Origin of the sequence: Kribbella sp. NBC_00709 (assembly GCF_036226565.1) — a bacterium.
Lineage (GTDB): Bacteria > Actinomycetota > Actinomycetes > Propionibacteriales > Kribbellaceae > Kribbella.
In genome coordinates this window covers 6714930-6731316 of the sequence record NZ_CP108996.1, presented here as the reverse complement: position 1 = coordinate 6731316, position 16387 = coordinate 6714930, and the positions used below count along the sequence as shown (strand labels likewise).

17 protein-coding genes are annotated in these 16387 nt (G+C 69.5%); 7 read left to right on the top strand and 10 right to left on the bottom strand.

Translation table 11 applies throughout. The features are described from left to right. Positions 1-4: 4 nt before the first annotated feature. The 5 genes from OHA18_RS32890 to OHA18_RS32870 form a co-directional block, all read right to left on the bottom strand. The gene (locus OHA18_RS32890) at positions 5-856 is read right to left on the bottom strand and encodes a hypothetical protein (RefSeq protein ID WP_328999235.1); all 852 of its coding nucleotides are present in this window, start codon (positions 854-856) and stop codon (positions 5-7) included. A gap of 40 nt (positions 857-896) precedes the next feature. Beyond that, the gene (locus tag OHA18_RS32885) at positions 897-2582 is read right to left on the bottom strand and encodes a Mur ligase family protein (RefSeq protein ID WP_328999234.1); all 1686 of its coding nucleotides are present in this window, start codon (positions 2580-2582) and stop codon (positions 897-899) included. Positions 2583-2585: 3 nt separating this feature from the next. Continuing rightward, positions 2586-3362 carry an enoyl-ACP reductase FabI gene (gene fabI, locus OHA18_RS32880; protein ID WP_328999233.1) on the bottom strand — a complete coding sequence of 259 codons (777 nt, stop codon included), beginning with the start codon at positions 3360-3362 and terminating at the stop codon, positions 2586-2588. Positions 3363-3385: 23 nt separating this feature from the next. Beyond that, positions 3386-4090: a 3-oxoacyl-[acyl-carrier-protein] reductase gene (gene fabG / locus OHA18_RS32875; protein ID WP_328999232.1), complete on the bottom strand. Its 705-nt coding sequence runs from the start codon at positions 4088-4090 to the stop codon at positions 3386-3388. A gap of 206 nt (positions 4091-4296) precedes the next feature. Then, positions 4297-4509 carry a dodecin gene (locus OHA18_RS32870; protein ID WP_328999231.1) on the bottom strand — a complete coding sequence of 71 codons (213 nt, stop codon included), beginning with the start codon at positions 4507-4509 and terminating at the stop codon, positions 4297-4299. A 74-nt stretch (positions 4510-4583) separates the two neighbouring features. Between OHA18_RS32870 and OHA18_RS32865 the strand changes: the two genes are divergently transcribed. After that, positions 4584-4955, top strand: a complete 372-nt coding sequence (locus OHA18_RS32865) for a DUF3099 domain-containing protein (protein WP_328999230.1) — start codon at positions 4584-4586, stop codon at positions 4953-4955. Between the two features lie 188 nt (positions 4956-5143). Next, positions 5144-5347 (top strand): hypothetical protein, encoded by a 204-nt coding sequence (locus tag OHA18_RS32860; protein WP_328999229.1) that lies wholly within the window; start codon positions 5144-5146, stop codon positions 5345-5347. Between the two features lie 51 nt (positions 5348-5398). On the opposite strand, the gene moaA is transcribed toward OHA18_RS32860, so the two are convergent. Further along, on the bottom strand, positions 5399-6418 hold the full coding sequence (gene moaA / locus OHA18_RS32855; protein ID WP_328999228.1) for a GTP 3',8-cyclase MoaA: 1020 nt from the start codon (positions 6416-6418) through the stop codon (positions 5399-5401). Between the two features lie 57 nt (positions 6419-6475). On the opposite strand from moaA, the gene OHA18_RS32850 reads away from it, so the two are divergent. From OHA18_RS32850 to OHA18_RS32840, 3 genes are all read left to right on the top strand, one after another. Next, positions 6476-7312 (top strand): SURF1 family cytochrome oxidase biogenesis protein, encoded by an 837-nt coding sequence (locus OHA18_RS32850; protein WP_328999227.1) that lies wholly within the window; start codon positions 6476-6478, stop codon positions 7310-7312. Beyond that, positions 7293-9083 (top strand): glycoside hydrolase family 15 protein, encoded by a 1791-nt coding sequence (locus tag OHA18_RS32845; RefSeq protein ID WP_328999226.1) that lies wholly within the window; start codon positions 7293-7295, stop codon positions 9081-9083. Before OHA18_RS32850 ends, OHA18_RS32845 begins: the two co-directional genes overlap by 20 nt. A 63-nt stretch (positions 9084-9146) precedes the next feature. Then, on the top strand, positions 9147-9902 hold the full coding sequence (locus OHA18_RS32840; RefSeq protein WP_328999225.1) for an SDR family oxidoreductase: 756 nt from the start codon (positions 9147-9149) through the stop codon (positions 9900-9902). A gap of 253 nt (positions 9903-10155) precedes the next feature. On the opposite strand, the gene OHA18_RS32835 is transcribed toward OHA18_RS32840, so the two are convergent. Together OHA18_RS32835 and OHA18_RS32830 are read right to left on the bottom strand one after the other, a co-directional pair. Further along, the gene (locus tag OHA18_RS32835; RefSeq protein WP_328999224.1) at positions 10156-10626 is read right to left on the bottom strand and encodes a carboxymuconolactone decarboxylase family protein; all 471 of its coding nucleotides are present in this window, start codon (positions 10624-10626) and stop codon (positions 10156-10158) included. A 68-nt stretch (positions 10627-10694) separates the two neighbouring features. Beyond that, on the bottom strand, positions 10695-11786 hold the full coding sequence (locus OHA18_RS32830) for a DNA polymerase domain-containing protein (RefSeq protein ID WP_328999222.1): 1092 nt from the start codon (positions 11784-11786) through the stop codon (positions 10695-10697). Positions 11787-11954: 168 nt separating this feature from the next. Here OHA18_RS32830 and OHA18_RS32825 point away from each other — a divergent pair, with 168 nt between their 5' ends. Together OHA18_RS32825 and pdxR are read left to right on the top strand one after the other, a co-directional pair. After that, positions 11955-13550: a M4 family metallopeptidase gene (locus tag OHA18_RS32825; protein ID WP_328999221.1), complete on the top strand. Its 1596-nt coding sequence runs from the start codon at positions 11955-11957 to the stop codon at positions 13548-13550. A gap of 63 nt (positions 13551-13613) precedes the next feature. Beyond that, entirely contained in the window at positions 13614-15056 is a 1443-nt protein-coding gene (gene pdxR, locus OHA18_RS32820; protein WP_328999220.1) for a MocR-like pyridoxine biosynthesis transcription factor PdxR, read from the top strand. 9 nt (positions 15057-15065) lie between these two features. Here pdxR and OHA18_RS32815 read toward each other — a convergent pair whose 3' ends face one another. Both OHA18_RS32815 and OHA18_RS32810 read right to left on the bottom strand, forming a co-directional pair. Next, complete coding sequence (locus OHA18_RS32815; RefSeq protein WP_328999219.1) at positions 15066-15923, bottom strand: NAD-dependent epimerase/dehydratase family protein; 858 nt, start codon at positions 15921-15923, stop codon at positions 15066-15068. An 11-nt stretch (positions 15924-15934) separates the two neighbouring features. Further along, the gene (locus tag OHA18_RS32810) at positions 15935-16345 is read right to left on the bottom strand and encodes a cupin domain-containing protein (RefSeq protein WP_328999218.1); all 411 of its coding nucleotides are present in this window, start codon (positions 16343-16345) and stop codon (positions 15935-15937) included. Positions 16346-16387 lie beyond the last annotated feature (42 nt).

The window sequence follows — 16387 nt, the reverse complement described above, 5'->3', positions numbered from 1 at the left end:
GGGCTCAGGACGCCGGTTCGCGGCGGGGCAGGAGGCGGCGTGGGGCCTCCTGCTGGTCGATCCAGTCCAGGTCGTCGGAGAGTACGGCGTCGTTCGACCGGTCGGCGTACGGGTCCGGAGGTGGCGGTGGCGGTGGGAGGGCACGGAGCTTCAGCGCCACCATCGGGATCGCGAGCAGTACGCCGACCACCATCCACGGCCAGTACTCGCGCAGCAGCGGCTGGAAGGACTCGAAGAACGCCTCGGTCGACGCATCCCCGACTGCGTCCATCGGCTTCCCGTTCGAGCGGGCGACCACCTGGACGGCCTCGACGAAGCCGTTGCAGACCAGGTAGAACCCGGCCAGCGGGATCCAGAAACCCACCGACGGCCAGCCTCGCTTCCAGCAGGCGAAGTACAGCAGCAGGGCGAGCCCAGCCCCGACGAGCAGACCGTTGAGCTGCCACAGCCACCGCCAGTCGGCCAGCTGCTCGGCCGGGCGTTGCACATACCAGGCCACTGGCAGCGCGAGCGCGAACGCCGCGACCACCGAGCTTCTGGTGCCCACGGCACCGAACAGCGCGCCGACAGCGCTTGCCACCAGCAACGTGATCAGCATGTCGTGGTCGCCGAAGGAGTTCCCGGTCAGCCACCACATGCCTGCGGCAACGACCAGCACCACCGGTACGGCGGCGCGCACCCGGCCGATCAGCAGCCCGGCCAGCACACCGCCCGCGAACCCACCGAGGAGGACGAGATCGATCCGCGGCGGCACGAAGTACGTCGCGCCGTCCGGCAGCCCTTTCAGGTACGTCGCGGAGAAGCCGCCCACGAACCAGGCGACCACCGCGGCCGGAATCGACCACAGGTAGCGCATCACAACCCCGTTCCCACCCCTGCCGGCGGACGGGAGGGGCTCAGTGCTGGGCTCTTTCGACCTTGCTCTTCAAGGTCTCCGGTGTGTCGACAGTAGCTCCCTCGGACCGCAACCAGCCGTCAAGACTCGCCCGATCCTGCAGAGACATCACCGCCACCACATCCCCGGCCCGCGCCTCGGCAACCAGCGCCTGCGCCGCTTCGAGCTCGGTCGGGTACGCCGGTACGTCGTCCACGCCGACCGACGCGGCACCCGCCCGGAACACCGCCTCGAGCTCCGCCGGCGGCCGTCCGCGCAGGTAGTCGCTCTTGTGGCCGATCGCCACCCGGTCGGTCCCCCGCGCACCCATCGCACCGAGCGCCGCGACCATGTCGTCGGCCCGGTCCCCCGGCGACCCGAGCGCCAGCATCAGCCGGCCGCCTTCGCGCCGGACGCCGTTCATGATCTCGAGCAGCGCCTCCAGCCCGGCCTCGTTGTGGGCGAGATCGATGACGACGGTGAAGTCGCGCAGCGAGTACATGTTCATCCGGCCGGGATTGTTCTCGTTCGGCGCGAACGAGCTGAGTCCTTCGATCACCGCCGCCCGCGGCAGCCCGAGCCCGAGCGCCGCCGACGCCGCGGCCAGCGTGTTCTCGACGTTGTAGTGCGACAGTCCCGACAACGTCATCGGTACGTCGACGACCTTCAGCAGCGGCTCCGGGTCGCGGGACTGGTCGAGCACCGTCACGAACCCGTCAAGCACAGTCGTCGCCCGGCCGCCCTCGTCGAGAACGGTCCGGATCGACGGCGAGTCCGGATCGCGGGAGAACACCCAGCACTTGGCCGGCGAACCGAGCCGCATCGCGAACGTCCGCGGGTCGTCGCCGTTCACCACGCACCAGCCGCGCGGCCGGGTGATGTGGGTGATGACCGCCTTCACCTCGGCGAGCTGGTCGACCGTGTCGATGCCGCCCAAGCCGAGATGGTCCGCGCTGACGTTGGTGACCACCGAGACGTCGTTGTACGCCACCCCGATGCCGCGGCGCAGGATCCCGCCGCGGGCGGTCTCGGTGACCGCGAGCTGGATGCCGGGCTGGGACAGCACCTGCCCGGCGCCGCTCGGGCCGGAGAAGTCGCCGTACTTCACGAGTTCGCCGTCGAAGTACACGCCGTCGGTGCTCGACCAGCCGACGTGCAGCCCGGCGGCGCGACCGATGTGCGCGATCATCCGCGAGGTCGTGGTCTTGCCGTTCGTCCCGGTCACCGCGACCACCGGGACCTTGGGCCGCAGCGTCGGCGGCGGGTTGCCCGGCGGCTCGTCCCGCACCCGCTCGCCCACGGTCGCGATCAACTCGCTCAGGTCCTCGGCCCCGAACGCGTCGAGCACCTCGACGATCGCGGCCCCGAGGGCCCGCGCCCGGGCCTCGTGCGCCCACGGGAACGCCACCACCAACCGCCGTACGTCGTTCTCCGGGCGGACCCGGACGCCGATCCGTCCGATCCCGGCCTCCCGCGCGATGCGGCGTACGACGTGACCCACGACCCGGATCGCGAACCGCTGCCGGAATCCCGACCCGATCCGCCCCGGCCGAGTGGTCCCGAGACCGATCGCCTGTCCATAGGCCTTCGCGGCCGGCGCCGGTGCGTCCACGATCGCCGACACGTCCAGCGTCAGCTTGACCGCGGCACGACTGAAGTAGAGGTTGGCGCCGTCCAGGACCCGGAGCTCAACCAGAGATGTGGCCACCTATCACGCACCCATCGCGTGGTAACCGCCGTCGACGTGCACGATCTCGCCGGTGGTCGCGGGGAAGAAGTCGCTCAGCAGGCCGACGATGGCGCGGCCGGTCGGCTCCAGGTCGGACGGGTCCCAGCCCAGCGGGGCGCGATCCAGCCACGGCTCCTCGAACTTCTCGAAGCCCGGGATCGCCTTCGCGGCCAGCGTCTTCAGCGGACCGGCCGAGACCAGGTTGCACCGGATGCCCTGCGCACCCAAATCACGGGCCAGGTACCGGCTGGTCGACTCGAGGGCGGCCTTCGCCACCCCCATCCAGTCGTACCCGGGCCAGGCGACCGTCGCGTCGAACGTCAGCCCGACGACGCTGCTACCACGGCTCATCAACGGCGCGCACGTCACCGCGAGCGCCTTCAGGCTGTACGCCGAGACGTGCACCGCCTGCGACACGTCGTCCCACGGCCCGTCCAGGAACTTCCCACCGAGGATCGTCTCCGGGTTGCCGTACGCGATCGAGTGCACGACCCCGTCCAGGCCGTCGACATGCTCGCGGACGGCGTCCGGCAGCGCGGCCAGGTGCTCCGGATTCGTGACGTCGAGCTCGAGCACCGGCGGCTCGGTCGGCAGGCGTTTCGCGATCCGCTTGGTGATGCTGAGCGCGCGGCCGAAGTTGGAGATCAGCACGGTAGCGCCTTGTTCCTGCGCCACCTTGGCCGTGGCGAAACCGATCGAGGAGTCGAGGGTGACTCCGGCGACCAGGATCCGCTTGCCGTCGAGGATGCCCACCGGCATGCCCTTTCTCAATCAGGGGGAAGTTAGTTGCCCATGCCGATGCCGCCGTCGACCGGGATCACCGCACCGGTGATGTAGCCGGCCTCCTCGGAGGCGAGCCAGCGGACCGCGTTCGCGATCTCCTCGGTCAGGCCGAACCGGCCGAGCGGGATCTGGCTCAGGTACTGCTTCTGGGTCTCCTCCGGCAGCACCGCGGTCATGTCGGTCTCGACGAAGCCAGGAGCGACCACGTTCGCGGTGATGCCGCGGCTGCCGAGCTCGCGGGCGATCGACCGGGCCATGCCGATCAGGCCGGACTTGCTGGCCGCGTAGTTCACCTGGCCGGGCGAGCCGAGCAGGCCGACCACGGAGGAGATGAACACGATCCGGCCCTTGCGCAGCCGCAGCATGCCCTTGGCGGCCCGGCGGGCGACCCGGAACGAGCCGGTCAGGTTGGTGTCGACGACCGCGTCCCAGTCGTCGTCGGACATCCGCAGCAGCAGCGTGTCGCGGGTGATGCCGGCGTTGGCCACCAGCACCTCGACCGGGCCGTGCTGCTCCGCGATCGTGTCGAACGCGGCGTCGACCTGCTCCTGGTCGGTGATGTCGCACTTCACCCCGAGGAAGCCCTCCGGCGGCGGACTGGTGTTGTACGTGACCGCGACCTGGTCGCCCGCGTCCTTGAACGCGGTCGCGATCGCCAGCCCGATCCCGCGGCTACCACCGGTCACCAACACAGACCTGCTCACAAGCCCTCCTCACGTCACCGAACTCAGCCGCACGAACGCTATCGCCCACAACGCCCCACTCTCCACAGCGGGTCACCCGCCCACCTCCCCCGGACGTCTCAGGGGTCAACCCCTGCGGTGGCCGGTTGCGGAGGCTGATTCTCGGGGGCCAACCGACCGGCTGCGGGGTTGACCCCTGAGACGTCCGAGGGGCCGGGTGGGTGGGGTCAGGAGTCTTCGAGCCGGAAGCCGACCTTCATCCCGACCTGGTAGTGGTCGATCTGGTTGTCGACGACGTGGCCGCGGATCTCGGTGACCTCGAACCAGTCGAGGTGGCGCAGGGTCTCGCCGGCCCGTTCGATGCCGTTGGTGATCGCCTGGTTGATGCCCTCTTTCGAGGTGCCGACGATCTCCGTGACGCGGTAGGTGCGATCAGTCATGCGACATTCCTCTCCATCCTGGCTGCGCACGGGGCGACGGCGCGGCGTACCGTTGTTCTTGCTGAGGAGGATAGATGTCGCGACACCGTGAACGGACCGGCGAAGCCGTCATTTCCGTGACGAGTGCACAACCGGGCCGGTCCGAGGATCTGGACAGCCGGATCGTGCGCTACGCGTGGATGATGTCGATCCGCATCGTCTGCTTCGTGCTCGCGGTCGTGACCCCGTCGCCGTGGCGCTGGTTGTTCGTCGTCGGCGCGATCGCGCTCCCGTACTTCGCGGTGGTGCTGGCGAACGCCCATCGGTCCTCGACCGAGCCCGCCGCGGAGGCCTACATCGCGCCCTCGGGGCTCTCGATCGGACCGCGTCCGACGGTCGTCGTAGCCCAGGACGAGAACCCTCCTCAGGACCCGTCCGAGGCCCCCCGGACCGACACCGAAAAGTGATCTTGGCCGGGACTGGAAAACTTGCACTGATCCGTGTCAGAATCTCCCGCGTGCTCTGAAGTTCATGAGTGAAATTCAGGGACTTGATGCGGCGTCGGACGGCTCCCCCCGTGGCTGTCCGACGTCGCTTCATTTTGCAGGCTATTGATTATTGAGGCATCAGGAATGCAGAGGAATGGCAGCAGCGGATGACTGAAGAAGCCACGCCGTCGGTCTGCTCCGCCAGGGGATGCGGCAAGCCTGCCACCTGGGCGCTGCAGTGGAACAACCCGAAGATCCACACCCCTGACCGGCGCAAGACCTGGCTCGCCTGTGACGAACACAAGGAGAGCTTGTCCGACTTCCTGGCCCGGCGGTCATTCCTGCGCGAGGTCGAGCCATTCACCGGGTGAATGCCACGGCATAGCGAAAAAGCACATTTCCGGATTGGGCCGGTATGACCGTCATCCGCCGATCGCGGACATCGGGCGGGACGGTTGCAGGAAGCTCGGGTCGTTGATGCCGTGGCCGGGGAGTTTGTTGCGCATCGCGCGCCGCCACCGGTCAGCCAGTTCGTCGTCGTCGGCACCGGCCCGCAAGGCGGTCCGCAGGTCCGACTCGGTGCGCGCGAACAGGCAATCGCGGACCTGACCGTCGGCGGTCAGCCGGACCCGGTCGCAGTCCCCGCAGAACGGCCGGGTGACCGAGGCGATGATGCCGACGGTCTGCGGCCCGCCTCCGACGACGAACGACTCGGCCGGCGCGCTCCCCCGCTTCGAGGCGTCGTCGGGGGTCAGCTCGAACCGGCTGGAAAGCGTCTCGAGAATTTCGTCGGCGGTGACCATCGTCGTGCGGTCCCAGCCGTGCTGCGCGTCGAGCGGCATCTGTTCGATGAACCGCAGTTCATAGCCGTGCTCGAGACAGAACTCCAGCAATTCGGGCGCCTGCCGGTCATTGACGCCGCGCATGAGGACCGCGTTCACCTTCACCGGTATGAGGCCGGCCTCCTGGGCCGCCGCGAGGCCGGCGATGACATCGTTCAGACGATCGCGACGGGTGAGCTCCTTGAACGTGTCCGGCCGAATAGTGTCGAGGCTCACATTCACCCGGTCCAGACCGGCTTCCTTCAACGCCGTGGCCTGCCGGGCGAGACCGATTCCGTTGGTGGTCAGCGACACCTCGGGGCGCGGGGCGAGTTGTGTCGTCCGGGCAACGATGCCGACCAGGCCGCGGCGCAGCAGCGGCTCGCCGCCGGTGAAGCGGATCTCGTTGACGCCGAGCTGAGTCACGGCGACCGAAACCAGCCGGACCACCTCGTCGTCGGTGAGCTGCTCGGGCTTGGCGAGCCAGTCCAGACCTTCTTCCGGCATGCAGTACGTGCAGCGCAGATTGCAACGGTCAGTGAGCGACACCCGCAGATCCGTGGCGACCCGGCCGAACCGGTCCGCCAGACCCGCCTGAGTCGCTTCCTGGATCGCTGTCATCGCACCAGCGTACGTGCCGCGCGTCGGCGATTTCAGGGCATGGCTTAAGTTCGAGACGTGGGTCGCTTGATGAACGTCCGCTGGATCACCGCCGCGCTGGGGGTCCTCGTGCTCGCCTTCGTGTGCGTGGAGCTCGGCCGCTGGCAGCTGCATCGCCTCGAAGAGCGCAAGGCGCGCAACGAGGTGACCCGGAGCAATCTGGCCGCGGCGCCGGCGCCGATCGACCAGATCCTGGGTCCACCGGGCGTGGTCGGCGACCAGCATGCCTGGCGCACCGCGGAGATCACCGGACGGTACGACGCCGCCAAACAGATCGTCCTCAAGTACCGCAACGTCCAGGACAGTCCCGGCTTCGAGATCGTCACGCCGCTGGTCCTGGCCGACGGGAAGGCCGTCCTGGTCGACCGTGGCTTCCTGCCCCGGCAGGACTCCGAGCTGATGCCGCTGCACGTCCCCGCCGTACCGACCGGCGAGGTGACTGTCACCGGTCGCTTGCAGCGCAGTGAGCGCGGCGGCAGCACGAACGGCGGCGTCCCCGACGGCGGTACGGCGCGGCTCATCAACGGACCGGACTTCGCGAAGGTGCTCGGGCTGAACCTGTACGACGGCTACCTGACCGTGGACAAGCAGGAGCCGGCCAACGACAAGGCATTCATCGCGCTCCCGGGACCGGAGATCGACGACGGGCCGCACTTCTTCTACGCCCTGCAGTGGTTCTTCTTCGCCCTGATGGCGCTCGGCGGACTCGTCTACTTCTCCAGACAGGATGTGCGCAGTGACAAGCACAGCGGCAAGTCAGGTGAAAAGTCAGGGAGCAAGTCAGCGGACAGGTCAGGCGGCAGCAAGCCCGAGGCCGTCGAGCGGCCGGAAGCCCGTGCCGGAGCGCCGGATTGAGGACTATGCGCTGATCGGTGACCTGCAGACCGCCGCACTGGTGTCGAAGCAGGGATCGATCGACTGGCTGTGCTTCCCGCGGTTCGACTCGCCGGCCTGCTTCGCCGCGCTGCTCGGCACCGACGACAACGGCCACTGGCGGATCGCGCCGAGGGACGCGGACGCGATCAGCAGCCGCCACTACCGCGGCGACACGCTCGTCCTGGAGACCGAGTGGTCGACCTCGAGCGGCACGGTGCGGGTGATCGATTTCATGCCGCCACGGGACCAGGCGCCGGACGTCGTACGCATCGTCGAAGGCGTCAGCGGGTCCGTGGAGATGCAGTCGGAGCTGAAGCTGCGGTTCGACTACGGTCACGTCGTTCCGTGGGTACGACGCTCCGACGGGCAGATCGACGCGATTGCCGGACCGGATGCGGTCTCATTGCGGTCCGACGTTCATCAGTACGGGCGCGACCTCGCGACGTACGCCGATTTTCGGATCTCGGAGAACGACCGAGCCTGGTTCGTGCTGACGTGGCATCCGTCGCACCACCCGGTGCCGACGCCGACGGACGCGCTCGGATCGCTGGAGCCGACCGAGACGTTCTGGACGGAATGGATCGGCCGGAGCCGGAGCTCGACCGACTTCGGTGAGGAGGTCACCCGGTCGGTGCTGACGCTGAAGGCGTTGACCTATGCGCCGTCCGGCGGCATCGTCGCGGCGCCGACGACGTCGCTGCCCGAGACGCTCGGTGGGGAACGGAACTGGGACTACCGGTACTGCTGGTTGCGCGACGCAACGATGACGCTGGCCGCGATGCTGCGCGCCGGCTACACCGAGGAGGCGGAATCCTGGCGGAACTGGCTGCTCCGCGCGATCGCGGGATCGCCGTCGGACCTGCAGATCATGTACGGCGTGACCGGTGAACGCCGGCTGACCGAGTTCGAGGCGAGCTGGCTGCCGGGGTACGCCGGCTCGAGCCCGGTGCGGATCGGGAACGCCGCCGCCGAGCAACTGCAGATCGACGTGTTCGGCGAGGTGATGGACGTGCTGGCGCTGGCCCGCGAGCACCAGATCGGGGCGACCGACGAGGCGTGGCAGGTGCAGCGCGGTCTGATGGCGCATCTGGACACCGTGTGGGACCAGCCCGACGAAGGGATCTGGGAGGTCCGCGGCGGGCGGCAGCACTTCACGTACTCGAAGGTGATGGCGTGGGTGGCGTTCGACCGGGCCGCGCGGGCGGTGCAGCGGTTCGGGCTGAGCGGGCCGGCCAAGGAATGGCGGGCGCGCGCGGACGAGATCCATCGGGCGGTCTGCGAGCAGGCGTACGACGCGGACCGGAACACGTTCACCCAGGCGTACGGGAGCAAGGCGCTGGATGCCGCCGTACTGCTGATCCCGCAGGTCGGGTTCCTGCCGGCGGACGATCCGCGGGTGGTCGGGACAGTGGAGGCCGTGCAACGGGAGCTGGCCGCGGACGGGTTCGTCCGGCGGTACCTGACCGAGCACACCGACGACGGGCTGAACGACAGCGAGGGCACGTTCCTGATCTGCTCGTTCTGGCTGGCGGACGCGCTGGCGATGATCGGCCGGATCGGCGAAGCCCGCGATCTCTACGAACGACTCGTTGCCCTGCGCAACGATGTCGGCCTGCTGGCGGAGGAGTACGACGTGACGTCCGGCCGGATGCTCGGGAACTTCCCGCAGGCGTTCTCGCATCTCGGCCTGGTCAACACCGCCTGGCACCTGACCACCGCTGAATCACCGGTCCGCAAGTCGGCGTACTAGTTCTTGCCCGAGGCTACGAACTGTCGAGGTGCGCGACGGGGTGTGGTGGGGCAGGATGGTGCTGTGGACCTCGGACTGCGCGATCGCACCTACATCGTCACCGGCGCCAGCGCCGGACTCGGCTTCGCCACCGCGAAAGCCCTTGCTGCCGAAGGCGCGCGGCTGGTGATCTCCAGCCGCAACGAGGAGTCGATCTCCCGCGCCGCGGCCGAACTCGGCGAGAACGTCGTCGGAATCCCGGTCGACAACGCCGATCCGGAGAGTGCGGAGCGGCTGGCGGCGACCGCGGTGGCCAAGTGGGGTGCGCTGCACGGCGCGCTGATCAGCGTCGGCGGGCCGCGGCCCGGGACCGCGCTGGACAGCGACGAGGACGACTGGCGGGCGGCGTTCGACAGCGTCTTCCTCGGTTCGCTGCGGATCGCTCGCGCGGTCGCCCGGGCCGGGTCGGAGGACACGTCGATCGCCTTCGTGCTGTCGTCGTCGGTGAAGTCACCGATCAACGGACTCGCGATCTCGAACGGTCTCCGCCCCGGCCTGGCGATGGTGGCCAAGACCCTCGCCGACGAGCTCGGCCCGAACGGCACCCGGGTGAACGGCCTGATGCCCGGCCGCATCTCCACCGACCGCCTGAAGGAGCTCGACGCCAAGGGCGGCGACCCCGAGGCGGCCCGCCGGGCGTCGGAGAAGACGATCCCCCTGCGCCGCTACGGCACACCCGAGGAGTTCGGCCGGGTCGCCGCCTTCGTCCTCTCCCCCGCCGCCTCCTACCTGACCGGCACCATCATCCCGATCGACGGCGGGGCACTCCGCACTATCTAGCCACCCTCCAACTCGCCGCCCCCGTCTCCGCTCACATCACCCCGCCCCGCCCCCGCGACCGGGTCGAACCGCTCGACCTCCAGACCTCCGCCATTTGGTGGGTGCACCCATCAAACGTGGGGTTCCCCCACCGGATTCCGGTGGGGGAACCCCCTACTTAAGGGGGGAACCCACCAAACGGGACGACGCGGGGAGGATCTTCTGCCTGGATCGGCTAGGAGATCCGCCCCGAGCGACGCGCCGGGGCTGGGCGTCAGCCCCACTGGCCGGGGACGTAGTCGCCGGCCGGCTGCTGGGTGATGACGTTCAGGCGGTTCCAGGTGTTCATGACGGCGATCGTGCACACCAGCGCGGTCAGCTGGTCCTCGTCGTAGTGCTTGGCCGCGTTCGCCCAGACCTCGTCACTGACGCCACCCGCGGCGTCCGCGATCCGAGTGCCCTCCTCGGCCAGCTCGAGGGCGGCACGCTCCGCCTCGGTGAAGACCGTCGCCTCCCGCCAGACCGAGACGAGGTTCAGTCGCACCGAGGTTTCGCCGTGCTCCGTGGCGTCCTTGGTGTGCATGTCGACGCAGACCGCACAACCGTTGATCTGGCTGACCCGAAGCTGCACGAGCTCCAGAGTCGTGAGCGGCAGTGAACCCGCGACCGCGGTGCTGGCCGACACGATGTGCTTGACGAACTTCGGTCCGAGCGTGCTGGCCGCGTAGTTGAAACGGGCTTCCATAGTGTGTTTCTCCTTGCCGTGTTGGCTGTTGACGCCTGTTCGACGAGACAGCCCGGCAAGGTGTGAGTTCAGTCCGGGGCGATCCGGTTGCCCTGGTCGTCCCAGTGCTCGGCGACCTTCTTGCTCGGCTGCACCCGCGGCGGCTCGCCCGGCATCTTCGGGTAGTCCGGCGGGAAGTTCAGCTCTCCACCGGGAAGCTCCTCCCACAGCCGCAGCAGCGGATCGAGCGGGTACGCCGTCTCGTCCATGTCCGCCCACGGGTCACCGTCGGCGAGGTACTCCGGAACCGTGTGCAGGTTGAAGGCCCGCGGATCGTCGACCTCGGCCAGCCGCTCCCAGGTCATCGGCGTACTGACCGGCGCACCCGGCCGCGGCCGCAGTGACCAAGCGCCCGCGACCGTGCGGTCGCGGAGGTTCTGGTTGAAGTCCAGGAAGATCGAGGCCTCGCCGCGTTGCTCCTTCCACCACGCCGTCGTCACGCCGTCGTCGCGGCGCTCGAGCTCGCGGCCGAGGCCGATCGCGGCGTGCCGGACCTCGTCGAACGTCCACTCCGGCACGATCCGCACGTAGATGTGGATCCCCCGGTTGCCGCTGGTCTTCGGGTACCCGCGCAGGCCCAACTCCTCGAGCAGCTCACGGGCGACGCCGGCCACCCGCCGGGCATCGGCGAAGGTCGCGCCGGGCTGTGGGTCGAGGTCGATGCGCAGCTCGTCGGGATGGTCGAGATCGGTCTTGCGGACCGCCCACGGGTGGAAGGTCAGCGTGCCCATCTGGGCCGCCCACACCGCCGCCGCAGGCTCGGTCAGGCAGAGCTCGTCGATCGGGCGGTCGTTCGGCGTCAGCACGCGGCAGGTCTCGAGCCAGTCGGGAGCGCCCTTCGGGAGGCGCTTGGAGTAGAACCCGTCGCCCGTCTGGCGGCCGATCGAGTCCACCGACAGCGTCATCCCCTCGCGCCAGCCGCCCGGCCAGCGCTCCAGGGCGACCGGGCGGTCGCCCGAGGCGCGCATGAACGCCGGAGCCACACCGGCGAAGTACTCGCAGACCTGGAGCTTGGTCACCTCCGGAGCCCAGTCGGTCGCCTCGTAGACAACCCGCTCGGGGCTGGAGACCCGGACCTCGCGGTCTCCCACGGTGACCATCACGGGTGTGCTCTTCGCCATGCGGTGACGCTATCGCCCCGCGCCGACCAAAACCCGGAATTCCCCACCAGCTTGCGGGAAAGGCAACTTTTCCCGACCTCTGGCCACGGTAGGTGACCGGGCGGTAACGTTCCTGCACCTCGTTCCTGGGGCGTGAGGCCCCCGGGACACCTGAGAAGGAGCGCGAGGATGAATAGATCCGCCCTGATCGCCGCTGCGACCGCAGTGGTGACCGCTACCGCCCTCGGACTGACCAGCGCCACCACCGCAACCGGGGCGCCGGCAGCGTCCCCCGTCCCCACCCCCGCCGTGGCCGTCGCCAAGGCCAAGGCAGCGATCACGAGCAACCTGACCGCACTGCGGGCCACCACGGCCGATGCATTCGTGGTCAAGGACGTGATCGTCGACCCCGACGGCTCCAGCCACGTCCGGATGGACCGCACGGTCGGCGGCCTCCCGGTCCTCGGCGGCGATGTCGTCGTACACCAGGCCAAGGACGGCGCGTTCGAGGGCGCCGGCCTGACGCTCAGCAAGAGCGCGAACGTCAGCCGTACGCCGAAGGTCAGCATCGCGACCGCGACGGCCAAGGCACTGACCAGAGGCCTGAAGGCCGAGGGCAAGCCCAGCCTGGTGATCGAGGCCCGTAAGGGCGCGCCGCGGCTGGCCTATCTCGTCACCATCGGCGGCACCCAGGCGGACGGTACGCCGAGCCGCATCACCACGACGATCGATGCCCTGACCGGCGCCAAGCTGATCAGCGAGCAGCACATCGAGACGGCGACCGGTGACGGCAAGAGCCTGTACTCCGGGACCGTCCCGCTGCAGACGACCGCGGTCACCGGCGGATTCACGCTGACCGACGCGACCCGTGGCAACGGCTTCACCGCCGACGCGAACAACAAGACCGACTCGATCCTGTGCCAGCTCCTGCAGATCGGGTGCCCGACGCCGACGAAGTTCACCGACGCGGACAACCACTGGGGCACCGGCGCCAACGCGGACCGGGCTTCGGCCGCCGTCGACGCGCACTACGGCGCCGCGACCACGTTCGACTACTACAAGAACGTGCACGGCCGGAACGGCATCTTCGGTGACGGCAAGGGTGTCCCGAGCCGCGTGCACTACGGCACGAACTACGTGAACGCGTTCTGGGACGGCAAGCAGATGACGTACGGCGACGGCGACAACGTCGCGGCGGGTCCGCTGGTCTCGATCGACGTGGCCGGCCACGAGATGTCCCACGGCGTCACCGAGCACACCGCCAACCTCACCTACTCCGGCGAGTCCGGCGGCCTGAACGAGGCGACCAGCGACATCTTCGGCACCCTGGTCGAGTTCTACTCCAACAACGCCTCCGACCCCGGTGACTACTACATCGGCGAGGAGATCATGAAGGACCGCGTGGCGCTGCGGTACATGGACAAGCCGAGCCGGGACGGCCAGTCCCCGGACTGCTACAGCTCCGGCGTCGGCGACCTCGACGTGCACTACTCGTCGGCGATCGCCAACCACTTCGCGTACCTGCTCGCCGAGGGCACCGGCGCCAAGACGATCGGCGGTCTGCCGCACAACTCGCCGACCTGTAACGGATCGTCGGTCACCGGCATCGGTCACGACAAGCTCGGCAAGATCTGGTACCGCGCGCTGACGACGTACATGACCAGCGGTACGACGTACGCCCAGGCCCGGACCGCAACGCTGAACGCGGCCACCGACCTGTACGGCGCGAGCAGCATCGAACGCTCCGCCGTCGCGGCCGCCTGGTCCGCGGTTGCCGTGAACTGAACGACCTGAGGCTCGCCGGTCCTGTCCCACTGGGGCGGACAGGACCGGTGATCAAATGGGCCCATGGGAAGTCACGGGGCGACCGGTACGGGGCGACGCTCGCTGGGCATCGATCTGCACCTCGACGTCGGCGCGGGCGCCGGCGGGGTGGGGCGATCGATCGAGTCCGCATTGCGCGAAGCCGTGATCTCCGGCCGGTTGCCCGCGGGCACCCGCCTTCCCGGCACCCGGAGCCTTGCCGACGATCTGGGCCTGGCGCGTGGAACGGTGGTCGAGGCCTACGCGCAACTGACGGCCGAGGGGTGGCTCGTCACCGCGACCGGCGCCGGGACGTGGGTCGCCGAAACCCAGCGGCCGCCGGCGAGATCCGCCCCCGGCGCGACGGCGACGACCGGCGCCGTCCGACGGATCATCGATCTGCGGCCAGGCCGCCCAGATCTCAGCCTGTTCCCTGGTGCTGCCTGGGCCGCCGGGGTCAAGCGCTCACTGGCTGCCGCCACGCATTCGACCCTGGACTACGGCGATCCGGCCGGGCTGCCGGTGCTGCGGGAGGCAGTCGCGACGTACGTTTCCCGGACCCGCGGCCTACAGGCCGAACCCGGCGCTGTCGTGATCACCAGCGGTTTCAGCCACGGGCTGGCGATGGTTTCCCGCGCGTTGCACCGGATGGGCGTCCGCACGATCGCCACCGAGGATCCTGGCCTGATCCACCACCGGCGGCTGATCCACGGCGCCGGGCTCGAGACCTTGCCGCTGACTGTCGGTCCGCAGGGCGCCGATCCCGCCGGCCTCACCCCGGCCGTGGGGGCCGTGCTGCTGACGCCCGCTCACCAGCACCCGCGCGGCGTCGTTCTCGGCCCTGCTCTCCGGACGGCGTTCCTCGATTGGGTGACCGACCGCGACGGCTTCGTGATCGAGGACGACTACGACGGCGAGTTCCGGTACGACAAACAGCCGGTCGGAGCCCTGCAGGCCTCGGCACCTGACCGGGTGGTCTTCGCGGGCAGCACCAGCAAGGCGTTGGCGCCCGGGCTGCGGGTCGGCTGGCTGGTGCTGCCCGAGCCGCTGCGCATCCCGGTGCTGGACGCCATCACAGACGCCGGGGCCACGGTCGGCGCACCCGATCAGCTCGCCCTCGCCGACCTGCTGGATCGGGGTGACTACGACCGGCAGGTCCGCCGTGCACGGCAGAGCTACCAGAAACGCCGAGCCGAGCTGGCGGCCCGGCTCGCGACGCTGACCGACATACCGCTCGACGGCGTGCCGGCAGGGCTGCACGCTCTTCTCCCGCTGGCGTCCCAGCAGGAGGAGAAGCGCATCGTCGATGCCGGACTCTCAGCCGGGCTCCGCCTGATGGGGTTGTACGGCGCCGGCTACTGGCACTCCCCCGCACGCGGCGGCGCCGGGCTCGTCATCGGCTACGCGAGTCCGCCGTCGCATTCGTGGCGTACCGCGCTCGATGCCTTGTCCGGCGTCCTCGACGGGGCCGAGTTCTCCCGGTGGTGACCAGCGTCGCTACGCGCGTTCTTCGGCGAAGCCCTCCCGCCACGAGAGCCGGCTAGGCGTCCAGCCCAGTTCTTTCCGGGCTTTGGTGTTGTCCGCGCCTCTGGCCCAGCCGGTCCGCTCAGTGCGCGACTGCTCCGGTTCCGGCGCGCCGATCGCCGCGCAGAACGCCGGCACCCAGTCGCTGCCGGCAGCCGGGTCGTCGTCGCAGATGTTGACCGGGCCGGACGGCCAGGACAACGCCTGGACCGCCGCCGACGCCGCGTCCTCGACGTGCAACCAGCTCGAGACGTCCGCGTTGGCTGGAAGCTTGCCGGCCTCGGCCAGCTGGGCCATCAGCCCGCCGCGTGTGTACCAGGTGCCTGGTCCGTACAGCGTCCCGTACCGCAGCACTACCCACTCGGGGAGCTCCGCGACCGCGCTCTCCAGGCTGGCCACTCCTTCGACCGTCCCGCGCCGGTCGGGTCCGCCGTCGAGGTCGAGCGGTGCGTTCTCCGCGGCCGGATCGGTACCCGGTTCGTAGGCCCACGAGATGCTCTGGGCAACCACTCGCTGGACGCCGGCCGCCTGTGCGGCGTCGACCAAGTTGCGGGTGCCGAGCGTACGCACTCGGGCGTTCGCGGTCCGGTCCCCCCCGCCGAGGTCGGTCAGCTGGTGCATCACGGCCTCGGGCCGCGCGGCGCGGACGAGCTCGGTCAGGCTGCCGGCGTCGTACACGTCACCGAGGACCGGCTGCGCGCCCAGGGCGGCGATCGTGTCGTGGGAGTCCTGCTTGCGGGCCAGACCGACGACGTCGTGCCCGGCGGCGACCAAGGCAGGAACCAGGTGGCGGCCGACGACACCCGAGCCGCCGGCGAAGAAGATCCGCATCGTTGTCGTCCTCACTTCCCGGCCGGACGCGGCGCGCGCCGGTCGGCGCGTGCGGCCAGCTCTTCGTCGGTCACGAAGGTCAGCATCTCCTGCCCCGGTGCGCAGATCATCACCACCACGAACCGGCTCCAGGAGTCGGCCAGGTTGTTCGCGGCCTGGTAGTGGATCACGTCCCCGCCGGGCTCCCAGAACGCCTCGCCGGCCTTGATCACGTACTCCGGCTCGCCCTCGAGCTCGAAGATCATCTCGCCTTCGAGCATGTACCCGAAGACCGGACCCGAATGCCGGTGCGGTGGCGTCCCGGCGTCACCGGGCGGCAGCTCGATCGTCGCGGTCATCACGTGGGCCCCGTCCGGAATCGACGGCGTCTGGGACAGCAGCATCGACAGCACGGAGTTGGTCTTAGGTCGGGTATCGCTCATACCTCTCACGCTAGGCAACCGGTGCCCGGGCGGAGTAGTCCA